The organism is Pandoraea morbifera (assembly GCF_902459575.1).
GTDB classification, from domain to species: domain Bacteria; phylum Pseudomonadota; class Gammaproteobacteria; order Burkholderiales; family Burkholderiaceae; genus Pandoraea; species Pandoraea morbifera.
On the sequence record NZ_CABPSD010000001.1, the window covers coordinates 94,688 to 112,365 of the forward strand.

Here is a 17,678-nt window from a genome sequence, read left to right on the forward strand (position 1 = left end):
CGATAGCAACGCGTAAACCCGCGTCCCGGTAGGGGTATTCCCGCCTTTGCGCGCGAAACTCAGCGAACACATAATCGGCGCGCTAGGTTGGTCGTTCGAAGCGTGCTTTACGGATATCGCCCTGACACGAAATACAACACCTGGGCGGTGCAGCGGGGCTGTGAGATCCCGTGAACACGCATTCCTCGGCAGGGCCGGCGACATCAGGAAACCGCAAGAGAAAAGCGTCATACCGAAACGCATCGCACCGAAGGAGACCCTTATGCAATTCCGATTCAAGCTCATGGCCGGCGCTGTGGCGTTCGCCCTGTCCGCCTCGATGGCCATTGCGGCCGATCCGATCAAGATCGGCGTGTCCGGCCCGTTCACCGGCGGCTCGTCGTCGATGGGCGTTTCCATGCGCGATGGCGTACGTCTTGCCGCCGCCGAGATCAACAAGTCAGGTGGCGTGCTCGGTCGTCAGATCGTGCTGGTCGAGCGCGACGAAGAGGCCAAGAACGAGCGCGGCGTGCAAGTGGCACAGGAGTTGATCAACAAGGAGAAGGTGGTCGCCACCGTCGGCTTCATCAACACCGGTGTGGCACTGGCGTCGCAACGCTTCTATCAGGATGCCAAGATTCCGGTGTTCAACAACGTGGCCACGGGCACGGTCATCACCGAGCAGTTCAAGCCGCCCAAGTACCCGGATAACTACGTCTTCCGCAATTCGGCCAAGGACAGCATTCAGGCGCCGATGATCGTGGAAGAAGCCATCACGCGTCGCGGCTTCAAGAAGCCGGCGATTCTGGCCGACTCGACGAACTACGGACAATTGGGTCGCGAGGATCTGGAGAAGGCGCTCAAGGCGAAGGGCATCACGCCGGTGGCCGTCGAGAAGTTCAACATCAAGGACGTCGACATGACGGCCCAGCTGCTCAAGGCCAAGCAGGCCGGCGCCGACGTGATTCTCACGTACGGCATCGGACCGGAGCTCGCGCAGATCGCGAACGGCATGGGCAAACTCGGCTGGAAGCTGCCGCTCGTGGGTAGCTGGACGCTCGCGATGGCGAACTACATCGACAACTCGGGTGCGAACGGCGAGGGTGCGCGCATGCCGCAGACGTTCATTCAGGAGCCGAACACGCCCAAGCGCAAGGCCTTCATCGATGCCTACCTGGCCATGTTCAAGCCGAAGAACAACCGCATCGATTCGGCGGTCTCGGCAGCCCAGGGCTACGACTCGGTCTATCTGCTGGCCGCGGCCATCAAACAGGCCGGCACGACCGATGGCCCGAAGGTTCGCGCGGCGCTCGAAGATCTGAAGACGCCCGTCGAGGGCGTGGTCACGACCTACGATCATCCTTTCACGCATGACGACCACGACGCCATCAGCGCCAATATCCCTGTGATGGGCGAGGTGAAGGGCGGCCGTGTCGTGTACGCGTACGACAGCGATCTGAAGGCCGGCAGCAAGGTTCGCGAGAAGGCCTCGAAGTAACCGGGCGTCGTCCCGACGCTGCACCTTGCAGTCATGACGGGTACACGACGGCGCGCACCGCTCGTGACCCGGGCCCCTGGCAACGGGGTGTCCGGGCGCGGCACGCGCGCCGTCTTGGCGCCCGCGCCAGACGCCGGCACGCGGGACCGGCGCGCGGCACATGCATTGAATGCCTCCCGTGCATCGCTCGTAGGCTCGCACTCGCGAGAGAGGACCGCATGACCATCCTGATTCAACTCATCTACAGCGGTATCGCGCTGGGGATGATCTACGCCGTGATCGCCTTCGGTTACCAACTGACGTTCGCGACGTCCGGCACCCTGAACTTCGGCCAGGGCGAGGCGCTCATGCTCGGCGCACTGGTCGGCCTGACCCTGGTGGAAAGGCTCGGACTGAATTACTGGCTGATGATCCCCATCGTCTGCCTGTTCGGCCTGGTGCAAGGCGCGTTCGTCGAACGCATCGGCGTGAAGCCGGCCTTGCGCATCAAATCGGAGTTCGGCTGGATCATGTCCACCATTGCGCTGGGCATCATCTTTCGCAACGTTGCGGAAAATCTCTGGGGCCGCGACGACCTCAAGTTCCCATCGCCGCTGCCGGAGTCACCGATCAAGCTCCTTGGCGCGAACGTCCTGCCGATGGAACTGCTCGTCGTGGTCGGCGCGCTGCTCATGATGGCCGCCGTCGAGCTCTTCAATCGCCGCTCGATCTATGGCAAGGCAGTCGTCGCCACGGCCAACGACCGCGACGCGGCCGGGCTCATGGGTATCAACACGAGTCTCGTGATCACGTTCTCCTACGCGCTGTCGTCGATGGCCGCCGCATTTGCCGGCGTGCTCGTGGCGCCGCTAACGCTGACCGGCGCCACCATGGGGGCCGTGCTCGGACTGAAGGCATTCGCCGTGGCGATCATCGGTGGCCTGTCGAGCGGCATGGGCGTGCTCGTGGGCGGCCTGATCCTCGGCGTGGCGGAGACGACCACCGCGTTCTACATTTCGACCGGCTACAAAGACGTGCCGGGTCTCGTACTGCTGCTGCTTGTGCTGGCCGTGAAGCCGGCGGGCCTGTTCGGCAAGACCGCCATCAAGAAGGTGTAACCATGACCGCACAGTCCTCCCATGCACGCGGAGCCGCCGACACCGGCAGCCTGCGCGTGACCACGAAGCTCGCGGCGATCGTGGGCATCGTCGCGCTGTTCGGCTTCCCCGTTGCCGTCAGCAATCCGTATTACATCCACATGATCGAAACGATCATGATCTACGCGATCCTGCTCTTCGGGCTGGATATCGTCGTGGGCTACACGGGGCAGGTGTCGCTGGGTCATGCCGGGCTGTTCGGCATTGGCGCATACGTTGCGGGGGTTTTCTTCGCCAAGCTCGGGCTGTCGTTCTGGTTCGCGCTGCCGGCGGCCATTCTGGTCACGGCGGCGTTCGGGGCCATTCTCGCGTTGCCGGCATTGCGCGTGATCGGCCCGTATCTGGCCATGGTGACGCTCGCCTTCGGCACCATCATCCAGATTCTCATCAATGAGATGGACTTCCTGACGTCGGGGCCGATGGGCATCACGCTCACGAAGCCGGTCATCGGCGGGCATCCGATCGACGAAGTCGAGTACTACTGGCTCGTGGCGGTGTTACTACTCGTCAGCATTCTCGTGGCGCACCGGATTCTGAAGTCGCACCTCGGCCGCGCGTTCGAAGCGTTGCGCGATTCGCCGGTGGCGTCGGACTGCATGGGCGTGTCGGTGTACCGCTACAAGGTATACGCGTTCGTGATCAGCGCCGGTTTCGCGGGGCTGGCGGGAAGTCTCTACGCCTATTCGGAGCAGTACATCTCGCCGAATACCTATAACTTCGAACTCACGATCCTGTTCCTGCTGGCCGTGATCATGGGCGGGCGCAAGACCCGCTCCGGTTCGCTGCTCGGCGCGGCAATCATCGTGCTGCTGCCGCAACTGCTCGACGATATCGGCATTTTCCGCATCGTCGCCACGGTCATCGCCGCGTTGACGACGGTCGTCGCCGTGATGGCGATTGCCAAGGCGCGCACCACGCCGGCGAAGGCGGCGGTGCCGATCGTCGGCACCGTCGGGCTGGCCGCGGTGACATGGTGGCTCGACAGCATCACGGACTGGCGTCTGACGATCTTCGGTCTGATGATCCTTTTTGTCGTGTACTACCTGCCTGACGGCATCGTGGGCTTCCTGCGTTCGCGCATCCTGCATCGCCGCCGCACGCTTTCGGTCTCGGCCACGCAGGTCGACGAATCGGCCGGCGGCGACAGCGACCCGGTACTCATGGCTGCGGCAAGCGGTCCGGACGAACTGCTCAAGGTGCGTCAATTGCTCATGCAGTTCGACGGCCTCAAGGCGCTCAACCAGGTGGATCTCACCGTCAGGCGCGGCACGATCCATGGGCTGATCGGCCCGAATGGATCCGGCAAGAGCACCATGATGAACGTGCTCACGGGCATTTACGTGCCGACCGCCGGCAGCATCGAGTTTGCGGGACAGTCGCTCGCGGGCCGCACGTCGTCGGACATCGCGCTCTCGGGCGTGGCGCGCACGTTCCAGAACGTGCAGTTGTTCGGAGAAATGACGGCGCTCGAAAACGTGCTCGTCGGACTGCACCATACGTTCGCTTCCACGCTGCTCGACGTGTCACTGCGTTTGCCGCGCTACAAGCGCGAGGAAGTGGGGGCCCGGGCGAGGGCGATGCGACTGCTGGAGTTCGTGGGGCTGGCTTCGCTGGCCGACGAGGAAGCGCGCAACCTGCCATACGGCAAGCAGCGTCTTTTGGAGATCGCGCGTGCGTTGGCACTCGATCCGCGCCTGTTGCTGCTCGACGAGCCGGCGGCCGGCCTGACCGCGCCGGACATTCGCGAGTTGCTGGCGATCATTCGCAAGATTCGCGACCACGGCATCACGGTCATTCTCATCGAGCACCACATGGACGTGGTGATGAGCACCTGCCAGACCGTGTCGGTGCTGGACTTCGGGCAGAAGATCGCCGAAGGGCTCCCGGCACAGATCCAGGCCGACGAGAAGGTGATCGAAGCGTATCTGGGCGGCGCATCGACGACGCACTGACGACATCAACGGAACCCCTATGCTTTCCATTCGTAATCTGCAGGCGGGCTACGGCAAAGTGCAGGTGCTGCACGGCATCGACATCGATGTGCCGAGCGGCCAGGTCGTCACGCTCATCGGCTCGAACGGTGCCGGCAAGACGACCACCATGCGCGCCGTGTCCGGGATGATCAAACCCACGTCGGGCGAAATCACGCTGGGCGACAAGCGTATCGACGGTCTCGACTCGCATCGCATCGCGAAACTCGGGCTGGCGCACTCGCCGGAAGGGCGTCGCGTGTTCGCGACCATGTCGGTGACCGACAACCTGCGTCTGGGTGCCTTCCCGCGCTTGACGGGCAGTCGCCCTCGCGGCGACGTCGCCGCCGATCTGGAGCGCGCGATGGACCTGTTCCCGCGTTTGAAGGAGCGGCGCAATCAGTTGGCCGGCACGCTCTCGGGCGGCGAGCAGCAAATGCTCGCGATGGCGCGCGCGGTCATGTTGCGTCCGGATATCGTGCTGCTCGACGAGCCGTCGATGGGGCTGGCGCCGATTCTGGTCGATGAAGTCTTTCGCATCATCGGCAACCTGAAGGCGGAGGGCGTGACGATGCTGCTCGTGGAGCAGTTCGCCGCCGCTGCGCTGGCGGTGGCCGATTACGGCTACGTGCTGGAGAACGGCAGCATCTCCGTGCACGGTCCGGCCGAGAGCCTGCGCAACGACGACAAGGTGCGTGCCGCCTACCTCGGCGGCAGTCACTGAGCCGCTCAGCGGTTGACGTCGACCACCACGCGGCCGAGGATTTCGCCCCGGACGATGCGTTGAGCGATGGCAATGGCGTCGGCCAGGCCGACGTCATGCGAAATCCCTCCTAGCTTTTGCGGCTCGAGGTCGTGCGCGAGGCGCTGCCAGGCTTCCTCGCGCAATTCGCGCGGCGCCATCACGCTGTCGATGCCGTGCAGCGTGACGCCGCGCAGAATGAACGGCGCCATGTTCGCCGGAAAATCCATGCCCTGTGCGAGTCCGCATGCGGTGGCGACGCCGCCGTAGCGCAATTGCGCGATCGCGTTGACGAGCGTGTGCGAGCCGACCGAGTCGACCACGGCCGACCAGCGTTCCTTTTGCAGCGGCTTGCCGGGCTCGGACAGCAGGCGCCGGTCGATGACTTCGGCCGCGCCAAGCATCTGCAGATATTCTGCCTCGTGGAGTTTGCCGGTCGAGGCCACCACGCGGTACCCGAGCGAACTCAGCAGCGCGACAGCCACCGAGCCGACGCCGCCCGACGCGCCTGTCACAAGCACGTCGCCGTGGTGCGGCAGGACACCGCTGCGCTCCAGCGCCATGACCGAAAGCATGGCGGTGTAGCCGGCGGTGCCGATGATCATGGCGTCGCGCGACGAGAAGCGCTCGGGCAATTTCACCAGCCAGTCGCCTCGCAGCCGGGCCCTTTGCGCGAGGCATCCCCAGTGGGTTTCGCCAACGCCGTAGCCGTTGAGCACCACGCGCTCGCCCGGACGCCACGCGGCGTGGTTCGAGGCGAGCACCGTCCCGGCCCCATCGATGCCGGCCACCATGGGCCATGACCGCACGACCGGCGCCTTGCCCGTGATCGCGAGTCCGTCCTTGTAGTTGACGGTGGAGTAGTCGATCGCGACGAGGACGTCGCCATCGGCGGGCAAGGCATCGTCTTCCAATGCGGTCACGGCCGCTTGTGTCTTGCCGTCGGACTGGGTCAACAGAATTGCGTTGAACATACGAGGTGTCTCCGAAGCGCGACGAGCGCGCGGGATTGGGGGCGAATCGCTTCAGGCGGTCGCGTCCATGTTGCCGACCGCGAGCGAACCGAGACCACCTGCGTTGGATACGGCGGCCACCAGCGCCGGCGTCGATGCCACGGCCATCGGCGCCTGAATGATCGGCGTCGACAGGCCGAGCCGCTGGGTGATGCGTAGCGTTGGGGACATGGACGGCCTCGCTCAGAAGGTCGATGCGAGTTCGCGCAGCGCGTCAAAAGTCTCGTGGAGCTCGGCGCGCAGCAAGCCGACGAGCTCTGCTGCCGGCATGGCGCGGGCAAGCGGCGCGGCTTGTCCGGCCCACTGCGCCGCGTAGTCGTGATTGCCCTTGGCCTTTGCCGCCGCGTTGATGGCCTTACCGGCATCGTAGGCCACCGGATACGCCGGGAGATCAGGGCGCCCGGCCATTTGCTCGATTGCGTGAAGCCGATTGACGAAACCACGCGCCGGACGTCCTGAGATGGCGCGAATCAGTGCCGTGCGCGGTGGCTGCCCGCCGCAAAGACGTTCGCGATACGCGGCATCGGCCGACGATTCCGGACAGGCAACGAAGGCAGTACCGAGTTGCGCGGCCTGTGCGCCGAGCGCCAGCACCGCGGCGATGCCCGCGCCGTCCATGATGCCGCCCGCGGCGATCACAGGGACGGAGGTGTGCGTGACGACCAGCCGCACCAGCGCCAGCGTCCCCAGTTGCTCGTCGTCGCTCGGCACGCGATCGCCGAGATCCTCGAAGCGGCCGCGGTGACCGCCGGCCTCGTATCCTTGCGCGACGATGGCGTCGATACCCGCCGCCTCGATCTGGCGGGCCTCGGCGAGGTTCGTGGCCGTGGCGAACAGCAGGATGCCGGCCGCATGCAGGGCGTCGATCTTCTCCTGCGACGGCAGCCCGAAATGGAAGCTCACAACCGCCGGACGCTCCTCGAGCAGCATGGCGAACATGGCATCGTCGGCCACGAAGCTTTTGTAAATCTCGCTCAGTGCAGCCGGCGCGGTGGCGCCGAAGCGCGCGAATTCCGGGGCGAGATAGGCCAGCCAAGCGGCGTCGCGCGAGGCGTCGAGCGTGGCCGGCGCATGGCAGAACACGTTGACGTTGAACGGCTTACGGGTCAGGGCGCGAGTGTCATGAATGGACTTGCGTGCAGCTTCGGCGTTGACCGAAGCCACGCCCAACGAGCCGAGCCCGCCAGCATTGGAGACGGCGGCCGCCAGCGCGGGGGTGCTGGTGCCGGCCATCGGCGCCTGGATGATCGGCGCGAGCAGGCCGAGTCGTTCGATGAGCGCGCGATTGCGCGAGCGGGAAGCGGTGGAGCTAGGCATGACGATCTGCACCTTTGAGTGTTCAATGGGGGGAACAGCGGCAGTGACAGCAGGCGGTATGTTCACTATGGCATATGCCTGATGCGACAAAAGATACCACTTAAATGCATCTTTATGTCGGCAGCCCACGGAATTGACGGGACTGATCGCCGACGCGGCGCGCCCTCGACCCTGTTGCGGATGATCGTCACGTGCGGCGGCTCCGCGGCGCAGTCGATGTGCCGGATTCGTCGTCGGAAGGCTGACATAGATCGCCCATCAGATCGGCCGCGCGCGAGCGCAACATGTCGGCCCGACGGAAATAGCCGATGACGGTTGCGACGCTCGTGTGTCCCGTCATCGTCATGGTCTCGGCCAATGGGACTTGCTGGAGCGCCGCTTCGGTCACGAAGCCCGCCCTGAGCGAGTGTGCGGAGAAGTTGCCGTCGAGGCCGGCGAGCGCGCACCGCTTGCGGACAATGTCGCGCACCGCCGCCTCTGACAGCGCGTCGCCGACATGTCCGCCGCGGCGCACCCGCCGAAAGATCGGGCCTTCGACGATCTCCGAGGCAGCAAGCCAATCGGTGAGCGCGGCTGCGGCAGCACCGGTCACGGGCTTTTCGTTTTCCGGAAGATCGGCGCCTTGCTGATTGGTTTTCGACCATCCGAGCGTATAGACATAGCGGTCCGGCGCCACGCGGCGAACGTTATCGCACGTGGCACGGACGACTTCGGAGCGGCGCCGTCCCCCGCTCGCCCAGGCGAACAGCAGCAGGGCACGGTCGCGTTTGCCGCGCAGCGAGTCGTCGCACGTGGCGAGCAGCGCGCGCAGTGGCTCCCGGGTCAAGGCATCCTTTTTGGCTGGCCGCGCGCCGCGCTTGGCGTAGGCGCGCCGCGTTTTCGCGAGCAATTCGCGCACGGCAGGTTCGGCGCAGGGATTCGGCAGATCGCGAGACGTATGCAATTTGGCAATGACGCTCAGGCGGTGAAGGAGGGTGGCGAGCGCGGGCGGGCCCGGCCGCGCCTTGAGACCTTGTGAGACGAGTGCCGCATCGAGCGCTTCCGGCATCTCCGTGCGTAGCCCCTGCCTGCTCTGATGCAAGGCGTGATCCACGACGAACTGGACGATGACCGCAGGCGGCAACGGCGTCGGCAGGGCTTCCCCGTACCGCAGTCGATACCAACCGAGCCAATAGCGCATGGCCGATTGATAACTGAGTCGCGAGTTAACGGAGTCGCCTTCCCGGGCGAGTGCCTGGGCTGCTTTGCAGGCATCGTCGTTAAGCTTGCCCGGATCGAGCGTCGACGGATTTTTCGAGCCGGAGGTGACGCTGGCAACCCTATCGGATCCGGATTGGGAGGCCGATGCGCCGGCAACCGTGATTTTTTTACCAAACATATGATTTCATATGTAATATGTAATAAATATAATGTTATCATCGAATAAGTATCGATAATCTTCCATTATCGAGGGTTATTAGGCAATGCCGCCGAAATCAAGGAGTCGTGCGTCATGACTACGTCCCAAGGCTTGAAATCCGCCGCGATCGCACCGTCATCCCGAGCGGTCGGGCGCGGTATCTCCGAGCAGGATGTGTGGGCCGCAGCCGATGCGTTGCTGATGCAAGGGCAGCGTCCCACCATCGAGCGCATTCGTCAGCAGTTGGGACGGGGATCGCCGAATACCGTGAGTCCATATCTCGATGCCTGGTTTGCAGGGCTCGGCGCACGTTTGCAGGGCGGTGGCGCGGCGATGTCCGGACTGCCGGAGGGCATTTCGATGCCCGATACGGTGGCTCGCGCGGCGATCGATTTGTGGGCGCTGGCACTAGAGGAGAGTCGGGCTGTGTTGGCGCAAGAGGCGGCCGAGCGCCGGGCGGCGCTCGATGCACGTGAGGCGGAACTGGCCTCGGAGCGCGAAGCGTTGGTGCAGGCGCGCGCCGTCCTGCACGAGCGCATCGCGGCGGCGGAGACGGCGGCGGCCGATGCCCGTCAGGCGCGAGACGAGGCGCAGGCGCAGGCACGTCGCGCCGAGGCGCAGCTCATCGAGTCGCAGGCCGATGCGGTGGCCTCCCGGCAAGCACTCTCCGCGGCGCGCGACGCGATGCAGGCATTGCAGGAAGAGCACGCGGGTCAGCGCGCAGGTTGGGACGCCGAGCGTGTCCGGCTCACCGAGCGCGCCGAGGCCAACGAGCGACGGCTCATGCTGGAGCTCGATGCGGCGAGAGCGTCCGTCAAATCGCTCCAGCAGGAGCGCCGTCAGGTGCAGCGAGAGTTGCAGGAGGCGCAGGCCAGTCTTGCCGCCATGACGGAGTCGCAACACGAGATGCGGTCGGCCAAGGCATTGCAGGATGCGGTGATCGCGCGGTTGCGCGAGCAGGTGACGACGCAGGAAGCGCTCGCCGCCACGTACCAGTCGATGCTGTCGGTGCCGGCTTCGCCGGGCGTCGGCATCGCGCGCGGCACGACGCCGGGGCGCAGGCGCCGGTCAGGCGCCGCGAGCGCGGCGGCGACGTCAGTCCTGCGGCGGGCGCGAAGGGGATGATGCGCCCGGCGAGGTCAGCGCCAGCGCTGGCGCGTCTGCCTGCCACCCGCCGCCCAGCGCCCGGAATGTCGCCACCGCGGCACGGGCGTTGTCAGCTTGCGCTCGCGCGTCGTCATCGCGCACGGTCAGCAGTTGTCGGTCGGCGTCGAGCACCTCATACAGGCTAACCGTTCCCCCCGTGTAGGCCGCTTGCGCGCTGTCGCGTGCGCGCGTCTGCGCGGCCACCGCCTTCGCCAGATCCTTGCGCTGTCGCTCGAGCTCCACGAGCGTGACGATGGCGTTTTCCACATCCTCGGTGGCGTGCAGCATGGCCTGCCGGTACGCGGCCAGGGCTTCGGCTTTGGCGCCTCGCGCCTGTGCGACTTCGGCGTCGATCCGGCCAAAGTCGAACAGTCTCCATCGCAGGCCCAGCGCCGCAAGCGGCTGGAACGTATCGGCGCCTGGCACCCGTCCGCCGGCAAGCGTTTCGAATCCCAGCACACCCGAGAGCGAGAACTTGGGGTAATACTCCGCCAGTGCCGCCCCGATCCGGGCGTTCGACGCGGCAAGCCGACGTTCTGCCGCGATCACATCGGGGCGTCGGCGCAACAGATCGGACGGCGTGCCTGCATCGCCAATCGACGGAATCGTGAACGGTCTCGCGTGACGATCGTCCGCCGGTGTTTCCGAGTCGATCCTGTGCGCGTAAGTGCCGGGCACCACGCCCATCAATACGTCCAGACGGTTGAGCTGGGTTTCGCGCTCGATGCGAAGCGGCGGCAGCGTTGTGCGCGCCCGGGCCAGCAGTGCTTCGGCTTGCGCCACTTCGCGTTCGGAGGCGAGGCCGTCTGCAAAGCGCAGGCGCACGATGTCCTGGAGGCGTTCGTCCGTGGCGATCTGGTCCTGAGCAATGGCCAGCCGGCGCTGTGCCGAACGCACGCGAAAATACGCGTCGGCGGCTTCCGCGACGAGGCTCACGCGCACGCCGTCGCGCTGCGCCTGCGCGACTTGCGCCAGCGCGCTTGCCGTTTGCGCCGAGCGTCGCAATCCCCCAAACAGGTCCAGCTCCCAGCTTGCGCCCAAGCCAATGTCGTACACGGTCATGTTGCGGTTGTATCCCGGCAGCGTGCTCGCGACGACGCCCAGCGGGCTGTCGAGCGATTGATGTTCCCGACGGATATTGCCATCCAGACGCAGTGATGGCAGTTGTCTTGCGCCCGCCGCGCGGGCCTGCTCGCGCGCCTGAACGACACGGGCCATGGCTGCCCGCAAATCGAGATTCTGTGCAAGCACCTGTTCGATGACAGCCGTAAGCGCCGGATCGTGAAAGCGCGTCCACCAGGTATCCAGCGTTTGCGGAGCGTCTTTTGAGGGCACGCGCTCCTGAGCGCTCGATTCCCCTGGATGAAAGGCGTCCCGCTGCGCGAGCCGGACGGCCCCGGCGAAGCGATCCGGCAGCGCGTTGCCGGGTGGCGTGTAATCGGGGCCGACCGTGCAACTGGCGAGGGAGCCAATGCACGCGGCAAGACATGCGGCGCGAAGGATGGACGTGGGAATGCCGAATGACGTCGAGGAATGTGAATTCATGGCCGGATGATCGTAATTTGCATAGTTACTTGCAAGATGATAGTTGCAACTCTATACTCACTTCCATTATGAAAGCAACCATGAGTTGCACACTTCTTCACACACTTGAAAGCAGGAAGGACCGACCCATGACATCCCCCAGCGCGCCTACCCATGACACGGGAGAACCCATCGGACAGACCCGCAATTCACGCGTCGGGTCTCGACTTGTGATGCGCGGCGCGGCGGTCGTGGCCGTCCTGGCGGTATTTGGGTACGGCGCGTATTGGTGGACGACGGCTCGGCATCTCGAATCGACGGACGATGCCTATGTCGGGGGGGACGTCACCGCGCTCGGCCCGAAGGTGCCGGGCTATATCGCGCAGGTATTGGTCACGGACAACCAGGCTGTCCATGCCGGGGATGTCCTTGTGCGGCTCGACGACCGCGACTACCGCGCCGCGCTTGCCAAGGCGGACGGCGCTGTCGCCGCGCAGCGCGCGCTGATCGCCAATCTCGACGCCACGACACGGTTGCAGACGGCGGTGATTGCGCAGGCGCGGGCCGGTGTGGCGGCGATTGCCGCGGACGCGCGTCGTGCCCGTGAAGACCAGGCGCGATATCGGGATCTCGTCGCCAAGTCGGCGGTGTCGGTCCAAAGCGCGCAGAGGGCGGAGGCGGACTACCAGCAGATCGTGGCCAATCGCGAGCGGGCCGAAGCCGGTGCGACGGCCGCCGAACGGCAGCTCGATGTCATCGCCACGCAAAAGCAGCAGGCGCAGGCGGCGTTGGCCCAGGCGGTGGCGGAGCGTGATATCGCGAAGCTCAATCTCGATGACACGGTGCTTCGCGCACCCGTGGACGGCACCGTCGGCAACCGGCGCGCCCGCGCCGGCGCGTATGCACAGGCGGGCAGTCAACTGCTCGCCATCGTTCCCGCCCACGGCCTGTGGGTGGACGCGAATTTCAAGGAAGGACAGGTCGCTCACCTGAGACCCGGCATGCCGGTGAAGATCGAGGCCGACGTGTTGCCGGGCCGCGTCTTCCATGGCCGCGTGGCAAGCCTGGCGCCGGCCACGGGCGCGCAGTTCAGTGTGCTGCCTCCGGAGAATGCGACAGGCAACTTCACCAAGATCGTCCAGCGTGTGCCCGTTCGGGTGCGTTTGGATGATGCGGATGGTCATCTTGGCACATTGCGTCCCGGGCTTTCGGTGACGGCGGTGGTCGATGCGCGAGGCGATGCCGACACCGGGGCGGCGGAACGTCGCGACGCCGGTACGGCGAAGGTCGCCGCACGATGAGCACGACGCAGACGGGGGCGGCGCTGCCGCAGCCGGCACCTGTCGGCAATCCGGCCCCCGCGCCGCGCCCGGCACGGTCCGCCAACGATGAGCGATCGCGGGCCGTAGCGCCGGCGCCAAGCGGTGGGTACTCGGCCGACGCCATGTCCACGCGCGCCAAGGTGATCGCCTTTGCCACGATGGTGGTGGGCATGTTCATCGCCTTGCTCGACATCCAGATCGTATCGGCCTCGCTGCGCGACATCGGTGGCGGGCTGTCGGCCGGCGCCGACGAAACGGCATGGGTGCAGACCAGCTACCTCATCGCGGAGATCATCGTGATCCCGCTCTCGGGCTGGCTCTCGCGCGTGATGTCCACGCGCTGGATCTTCGCGGCTTCGGCGGCCGGGTTCACGGTGGCGAGCCTGCTTTGCGGCGCGGCGTGGAACATCCAGAGCATGATCGCGTTTCGCGCGCTGCAGGGATTTCTCGGCGGATCGATGATTCCGTTGGTGTTCACTACGGCGTTCGCATTCTTCACCGGGCCGCAGCGCGTGCTGGCGGCGGCGGTGGTGGGTGGGCTCTCGTCATTGGCGCCCACGCTGGGGCCGACCATCGGCGGCTGGATCACCGACAACTATTCGTGGCATTGGCTGTTCTTCGTCAACCTGGTGCCCGGTATTTTCGTCACGGTTACCGTGCCGCTGCTGGTGCGAATCGACCGGGCCGACTGGTCGTTGTTGCGCGGCGCCGATTACCTGGGCATGGCGCTGATGGCGGTGAGTCTGGGGTGTCTGGAGTACACGCTGGAAGAAGGGCCTCGCTGGGACTGGTTTGGCGACGACACCATTCGTGCGACCGCATGGCTGGCCGGGATCTGTGGCGTGGCTTTCGTCTGGCGCAGCCTGACTTACGCGCAACCGATCGTGGACCTGCGTGCCTTGCGGCAGCGCAACTTCGCGCTGGGCTGCTTCTTCTCGTTTGCCACGGGGATCGGCATTTTTGCCACGATCTATCTCACGCCATTGTTCCTTGGCCGGGTGCGCGGCTTTTCCGCGTTCGAGATAGGGATGGCGGTGTTCTCCACGGGCGTGTTCCAGCTCATGTCGATCCCCCTGTACACCATGGTCGCCAACCGGATCGATTTGCGATGGCTCATGATGGTGGGGCTGGGCGCCTTCGCATTGTCGATGTGGCAGTTCGCGCCGATCACGCACGACTGGGGTGCGTGGCAATTGATGCTCCCGCAGGCGCTGCGCGGTGCGGCACAGCAGTTTGCCGTCGCCCCGATCGTCACGTTGACGCTTGGCAGTCTGCCCCCGGCAAGGCTTCGCCTGGCGTCCGGCCTGTTCAACCTGATGCGCAATCTCGGCGGCGCCATCGGGATTGCCGTGTGCACGACGGTCCTCAACGATCGAACCAATCTGCATTTTTTCCGCCTCGCGGAGCGCATGGGCGAGGGCGGTCCGGCAGTCGGCGAGTGGCTTGCCGGTGTGCGGGCACGAATGACGGTGGCCGGGCTGGACGCCGTCGATGCACACACCGCGGCGCTGGGCCAGCTCTGGACGCTGACGCTGCGCGAGGCCCAGACGATGACGTTCGGTGACGTCTACACGGGACTTGGCGTGATCTTCGTTTGCGTGACGTTGATGGTGCCGCTCCTGCGTCGGGTTGCACCACCCGCAACGCCCAGCGCTGATGCGCATTAACGCCGTCGGCAGAAGAATTCACTTCAGATAAGCAACTTCAAGAATAGATCGTAAATTATTGATTTTTATACGACAGATATTTTTAATTGACGCGCCAGGACCCGTGGGCGACGCTAAGTGCGGTCAACCGGCTTGCTCCGGGGAGGCGACGCGCTTATGCTCACTTGCATGGTAATAGGCAGCGTGGGTCGCTTCCGCACGCAAGGAGTCCAAATGCAAAGAAAGACCTTCCGGGACATGCAGTGCCCGATCGCCCGAAGCCTGGAACGGGTGGGCGAATGGTGGAGCATTCTCATCCTGCGCGAAGCGGGCTACGGGACCACCCGTTTCGATGACTTTCAGCGCCGTCTGGAGATTGCGCCCAACATGCTGACCCGCCGCCTGAACGCCTTGGTGGAGGAAGGCTTGCTGGCGCGCCGACAGTATTCCGACCGGCCGCCACGCTTCGAATACGTGCTCACGGATGCCGGGCGCGACTTCCGGCCGGTGCTGTGGGCGTTGCTCGCGTGGGGAAATCGGCACTTTGCGCCGGAGGGCATCTCGGCGCAGTTGATCGATCGGCAAACGGGGCAGGTGGTGGAGCCGGTCGTCGTGGACGCGGTGACGGGGGCGCGGCTGGACCCGAAGCGTCATGTGCCGGCCGCCGGCCCGGCGGCGAGCGAGAGCATGAGGGCTCGGCTCGCACGTGCGGCGGCGTTTGCCAGCGGGGAATCGGTCGATGACAGCGGTCCGGCGGCGGTGGCGGCGGAAGTGGCCGAGCGCTGAGCGGGCGCATCTGGCGACGGCAGCCGCTCAGGCCATCGCCGGGGTACCCGGCATTCCCGGCAGCGAGGCCAGCAGCCGCGCGAACGCTTCACCGGTCAGCGGCTTGCCCAGCAGGAAGCCCTGCAACTCGTCGCAATCGAGTGTCTTGAGTGCTTCGCGCTGCGACGCCGTCTCGACGCCTTCGGCCACGACGTCCATATCCAGCGAGTGGGCCAGTGCGATGATCGCCGACACGACGGCGCTGCCTTCGCGCCCGCAGGTATCGAGGCCGTTCGTGAAGAACCGGTCCATCTTCAGTTGCTTGACGCGAAAGCGTTGCAGGTATGCCAGGCTGGAATATCCCGTTCCAAAATCGTCGATGGCGACTTCGAAGCCGTGTTCCTGAAATGCGCGGATCACGTCGATCGTGTGCTGGGCGTCGAACATTGCCACCGTCTCGGTGATCTCGAACATCAGCCGGTCGCACGACACGCCCGCGGTATGCACGATCTCCAGAATGTTCTCGACCAGTTGCGACTGCGCCAACTGCCGGGGTGAGAGGTTGATGGCGACCTTCACCGGCGGCAGTCCCGCCGCGTCCCACTGCTTGATGTGTTCGCACGTGGCGCGCACGACCCAATAACCGATCTGCACGATCTGCCCCGTGCGTTCGGCCACCGGGATGAAATCGATCGGTTGCAGCTCTCCGAAGGTCGGGTGCGTGAGGCGCAGCAGGGCTTCCGCGCCGGCGAGCGCCTCCGTGTCGCCGCGATACTTCGGCTGGAAGTGAAGCGAGAAATACTGTTCGGCTTGCGCGTCGTGCAACGCCTGCTGGATTTCCCAGGTGCGCTGCGCGGCGGCGTTCATGCGCGGCTCGAAGTAGCGGAAGATGCCGCGACCGGCGCGCTTGGCCTCGTACATGGCCGTATCGGCGTGCTTGAGCAGCAGATCGATGCTGTCTCCGTCGTCCGGGAACAGCGCCACACCGATGCTCGGCATGACGTGCAGCGACTGATCGCCCACGCGCAGGCCGTCGCGCATGTCGTCGAGCAGGCGCTGGGCAACGCGACCCGCGACCTCGGGCGACGACAGCGAGCCGAGCAGCACGACGAATTCGTCGCCGCCCAGCCGGGCGACCACGTCGTCGCCGTTCACGTTCTTGCGCAGGCGCTTGGCGAAGGCGCGCAGGACGTCGTCGCCCACGTTGTGCCCGAGCGAGTCGTTGATCGTCTTGAAGCCGTCCAGATCCATGAACAGCACCGCGAAGCGGCGCTGGTCGCGACGCGAATTGATGAGCATGCGTGCCGCGGCGTCATGCAGCGCCCGGCGGTTGGGCAGGTCGGTCAGGGCGTCGTACGTCGCCATGCGCGCGATCTGCGAATTGAGTTGCATGACGGAATTGGCCAGGAAGCTGGTGCGTGCGTCCAGACGGGAGACGAGCAGCGTGGTCGCGAGAATCAGGAACGTGAACAGACTTACCGTGGTGACCAGCCATTGCGAGCTCACGCCCGTCGCTGCGCCACAGATGGCGCCCGGCGCGAAGTGCGCGGCCGCCATGCCGGTGTAATGCATTGCGGTGATCGCCAGCCCCATGACCACGGCCGCGCCGAACCGTTTCGACATTACGTGGCGCAGGCTGCCGTCGCGCAGCGTGCGCGCGATCCACAGTGCGGCGGTGGCGGCCAGGATTGCGATGAGGATCGATGCCGAGAAGAGCAGCGGATCGTATTCGATCGCCGGATTCATCTTCATTGCCGCCATGCCGCTGTAGTGCATGGCGGCAATGCCGACACCCAGCGTGACACCGGCGGCCGCGACGCGCCGACGGGTGAAGGGCTCGCTGGCGATCATCCAGAGGGCGGCCCACGAAATGGCGATGGCGATGGCAAGCGACGCGGCGGTCAGCAACGGATCGTAGCCAAGTGGGATGGCGGCGTGCGACGAGAGCGGCGACCAGGACGGCGAGAGCGACAAGGCGAGCATGCCGATGAAGTGCATCGACCAGATGCCGATGCCCATGGCGGTCGCGCCCACGGCAAGCCAGGCGTGGCGCATGCCACGGCGCGTCATGAGATAGATGCGACCCGAAAGGTCGAGCGCCGTGAACGACGCCAGTACGGCAACTGCAAGCGATAACGCTACGAGCCAACCACTGTACGAACTGGACATATGAAAACCGACCGAAAAGTCCCGCCAATCTGTTTATCGGCAGATATCGCCG

Annotated in this window: 13 protein-coding genes and 1 pseudogene; 8 read left to right on the top strand and 6 right to left on the bottom strand. The window is 65.4% G+C overall.

The window, feature by feature from the left end:
• Positions 1-262 precede the first annotated feature (262 nt).
• From PMO31116_RS00360 to PMO31116_RS00375, 4 genes are all read left to right on the top strand, one after another.
• Positions 263-1,477 carry an ABC transporter substrate-binding protein gene (locus tag PMO31116_RS00360; RefSeq protein ID WP_150564957.1) on the top strand — a complete coding sequence of 405 codons (1,215 nt, stop codon included), beginning with the start codon at positions 263-265 and terminating at the stop codon, positions 1,475-1,477.
• 218 nt (positions 1,478-1,695) lie between these two features.
• Positions 1,696-2,574 (top strand): branched-chain amino acid ABC transporter permease, encoded by an 879-nt coding sequence (locus PMO31116_RS00365; protein ID WP_150564958.1) that lies wholly within the window; start codon positions 1,696-1,698, stop codon positions 2,572-2,574.
• A 2-nt stretch (positions 2,575-2,576) separates the two neighbouring features.
• Positions 2,577-4,565, top strand: coding sequence for a branched-chain amino acid ABC transporter ATP-binding protein/permease (locus PMO31116_RS00370; protein ID WP_246185083.1), 1,989 nt, complete (start codon positions 2,577-2,579; stop codon positions 4,563-4,565).
• A 19-nt stretch (positions 4,566-4,584) separates the two neighbouring features.
• Positions 4,585-5,307, top strand: a complete 723-nt coding sequence (locus PMO31116_RS00375) for an ABC transporter ATP-binding protein (protein WP_023596118.1) — start codon at positions 4,585-4,587, stop codon at positions 5,305-5,307.
• A 5-nt stretch (positions 5,308-5,312) separates the two neighbouring features.
• Here PMO31116_RS00375 and acuI read toward each other — a convergent pair whose 3' ends face one another.
• From acuI to PMO31116_RS00395, 4 genes and pseudogenes are all read right to left on the bottom strand, one after another.
• Complete coding sequence (gene acuI, locus PMO31116_RS00380; RefSeq protein WP_150564959.1) at positions 5,313-6,299, bottom strand: acrylyl-CoA reductase (NADPH); 987 nt, start codon at positions 6,297-6,299, stop codon at positions 5,313-5,315.
• A gap of 54 nt (positions 6,300-6,353) precedes the next feature.
• Positions 6,354-6,509: pseudogene (locus PMO31116_RS00385) on the bottom strand (nitronate monooxygenase); the annotation flags it as partial.
• Positions 6,510-6,521: 12 nt separating this feature from the next.
• The gene (locus tag PMO31116_RS00390) at positions 6,522-7,655 is read right to left on the bottom strand and encodes an NAD(P)H-dependent flavin oxidoreductase (protein ID WP_150564960.1); all 1,134 of its coding nucleotides are present in this window, start codon (positions 7,653-7,655) and stop codon (positions 6,522-6,524) included.
• 187 nt (positions 7,656-7,842) lie between these two features.
• Positions 7,843-9,033, bottom strand: a complete 1,191-nt coding sequence (locus tag PMO31116_RS00395) for a site-specific integrase (RefSeq protein ID WP_150564961.1) — start codon at positions 9,031-9,033, stop codon at positions 7,843-7,845.
• Between the two features lie 114 nt (positions 9,034-9,147).
• Between PMO31116_RS00395 and PMO31116_RS00400 the strand changes: the two genes are divergently transcribed.
• The gene (locus PMO31116_RS00400; protein ID WP_150564962.1) at positions 9,148-10,179 is read left to right on the top strand and encodes a DNA-binding protein; all 1,032 of its coding nucleotides are present in this window, start codon (positions 9,148-9,150) and stop codon (positions 10,177-10,179) included.
• On the opposite strand, the gene PMO31116_RS00405 is transcribed toward PMO31116_RS00400, so the two are convergent.
• Complete coding sequence (locus PMO31116_RS00405) at positions 10,150-11,745, bottom strand: efflux transporter outer membrane subunit (RefSeq protein ID WP_150564963.1); 1,596 nt, start codon at positions 11,743-11,745, stop codon at positions 10,150-10,152. The two genes, PMO31116_RS00400 and PMO31116_RS00405, sit on opposite strands and share 30 nt — an antisense overlap.
• 128 nt (positions 11,746-11,873) lie before the next feature.
• Between PMO31116_RS00405 and PMO31116_RS00410 the strand changes: the two genes are divergently transcribed.
• The 3 genes from PMO31116_RS00410 (at position 11,874) to PMO31116_RS00420 (ending at position 15,478) form a co-directional block, all read left to right on the top strand.
• Positions 11,874-13,025, top strand: coding sequence for an HlyD family secretion protein (locus tag PMO31116_RS00410; RefSeq protein ID WP_150564964.1), 1,152 nt, complete (start codon positions 11,874-11,876; stop codon positions 13,023-13,025).
• Positions 13,026-13,168: 143 nt separating this feature from the next.
• A complete protein-coding gene (locus PMO31116_RS00415; RefSeq protein WP_246185116.1) occupies positions 13,169-14,713 on the top strand; it encodes a DHA2 family efflux MFS transporter permease subunit in 1,545 nt (514 codons plus the stop codon).
• 213 nt (positions 14,714-14,926) lie between these two features.
• On the top strand, positions 14,927-15,478 hold the full coding sequence (locus PMO31116_RS00420; protein WP_150564966.1) for a winged helix-turn-helix transcriptional regulator: 552 nt from the start codon (positions 14,927-14,929) through the stop codon (positions 15,476-15,478).
• A gap of 27 nt (positions 15,479-15,505) precedes the next feature.
• On the opposite strand, the gene PMO31116_RS00425 is transcribed toward PMO31116_RS00420, so the two are convergent.
• The gene (locus PMO31116_RS00425) at positions 15,506-17,626 is read right to left on the bottom strand and encodes a putative bifunctional diguanylate cyclase/phosphodiesterase (protein WP_150564967.1); all 2,121 of its coding nucleotides are present in this window, start codon (positions 17,624-17,626) and stop codon (positions 15,506-15,508) included.
• Between the last annotated feature and the right edge of the window lie 52 nt (positions 17,627-17,678).

Excerpts from the sequence above, each read along its gene's own strand:
- PMO31116_RS00360 (WP_150564957.1), top strand. The coding sequence starts at position 263 with ATGCAATTCCGATTCAAGCTCATGGCCGGCGCTGTGGCGTTCGCCCTG.
- PMO31116_RS00365 (WP_150564958.1), top strand. The coding sequence starts at position 1,696 with ATGACCATCCTGATTCAACTCATCTACAGCGGTATCGCGCTGGGGATG.
- PMO31116_RS00370 (WP_246185083.1), top strand. The coding sequence starts at position 2,577 with ATGACCGCACAGTCCTCCCATGCACGCGGAGCCGCCGACACCGGCAGC.
- PMO31116_RS00375 (WP_023596118.1), top strand. The coding sequence starts at position 4,585 with ATGCTTTCCATTCGTAATCTGCAGGCGGGCTACGGCAAAGTGCAGGTG.
- acuI (WP_150564959.1), bottom strand. The coding sequence starts at position 6,299 with ATGTTCAACGCAATTCTGTTGACCCAGTCCGACGGCAAGACACAAGCG.
- PMO31116_RS00390 (WP_150564960.1), bottom strand. The coding sequence starts at position 7,655 with ATGCCTAGCTCCACCGCTTCCCGCTCGCGCAATCGCGCGCTCATCGAA.
- PMO31116_RS00395 (WP_150564961.1), bottom strand. The coding sequence starts at position 9,033 with ATGTTTGGTAAAAAAATCACGGTTGCCGGCGCATCGGCCTCCCAATCC.
- PMO31116_RS00400 (WP_150564962.1), top strand. The coding sequence starts at position 9,148 with ATGACTACGTCCCAAGGCTTGAAATCCGCCGCGATCGCACCGTCATCC.
- PMO31116_RS00405 (WP_150564963.1), bottom strand. The coding sequence starts at position 11,745 with ATGAATTCACATTCCTCGACGTCATTCGGCATTCCCACGTCCATCCTT.
- PMO31116_RS00410 (WP_150564964.1), top strand. The coding sequence starts at position 11,874 with ATGACATCCCCCAGCGCGCCTACCCATGACACGGGAGAACCCATCGGA.
- PMO31116_RS00415 (WP_246185116.1), top strand. The coding sequence starts at position 13,169 with ATGTCCACGCGCGCCAAGGTGATCGCCTTTGCCACGATGGTGGTGGGC.
- PMO31116_RS00420 (WP_150564966.1), top strand. The coding sequence starts at position 14,927 with ATGCAAAGAAAGACCTTCCGGGACATGCAGTGCCCGATCGCCCGAAGC.
- PMO31116_RS00425 (WP_150564967.1), bottom strand. The coding sequence starts at position 17,626 with ATGTCCAGTTCGTACAGTGGTTGGCTCGTAGCGTTATCGCTTGCAGTT.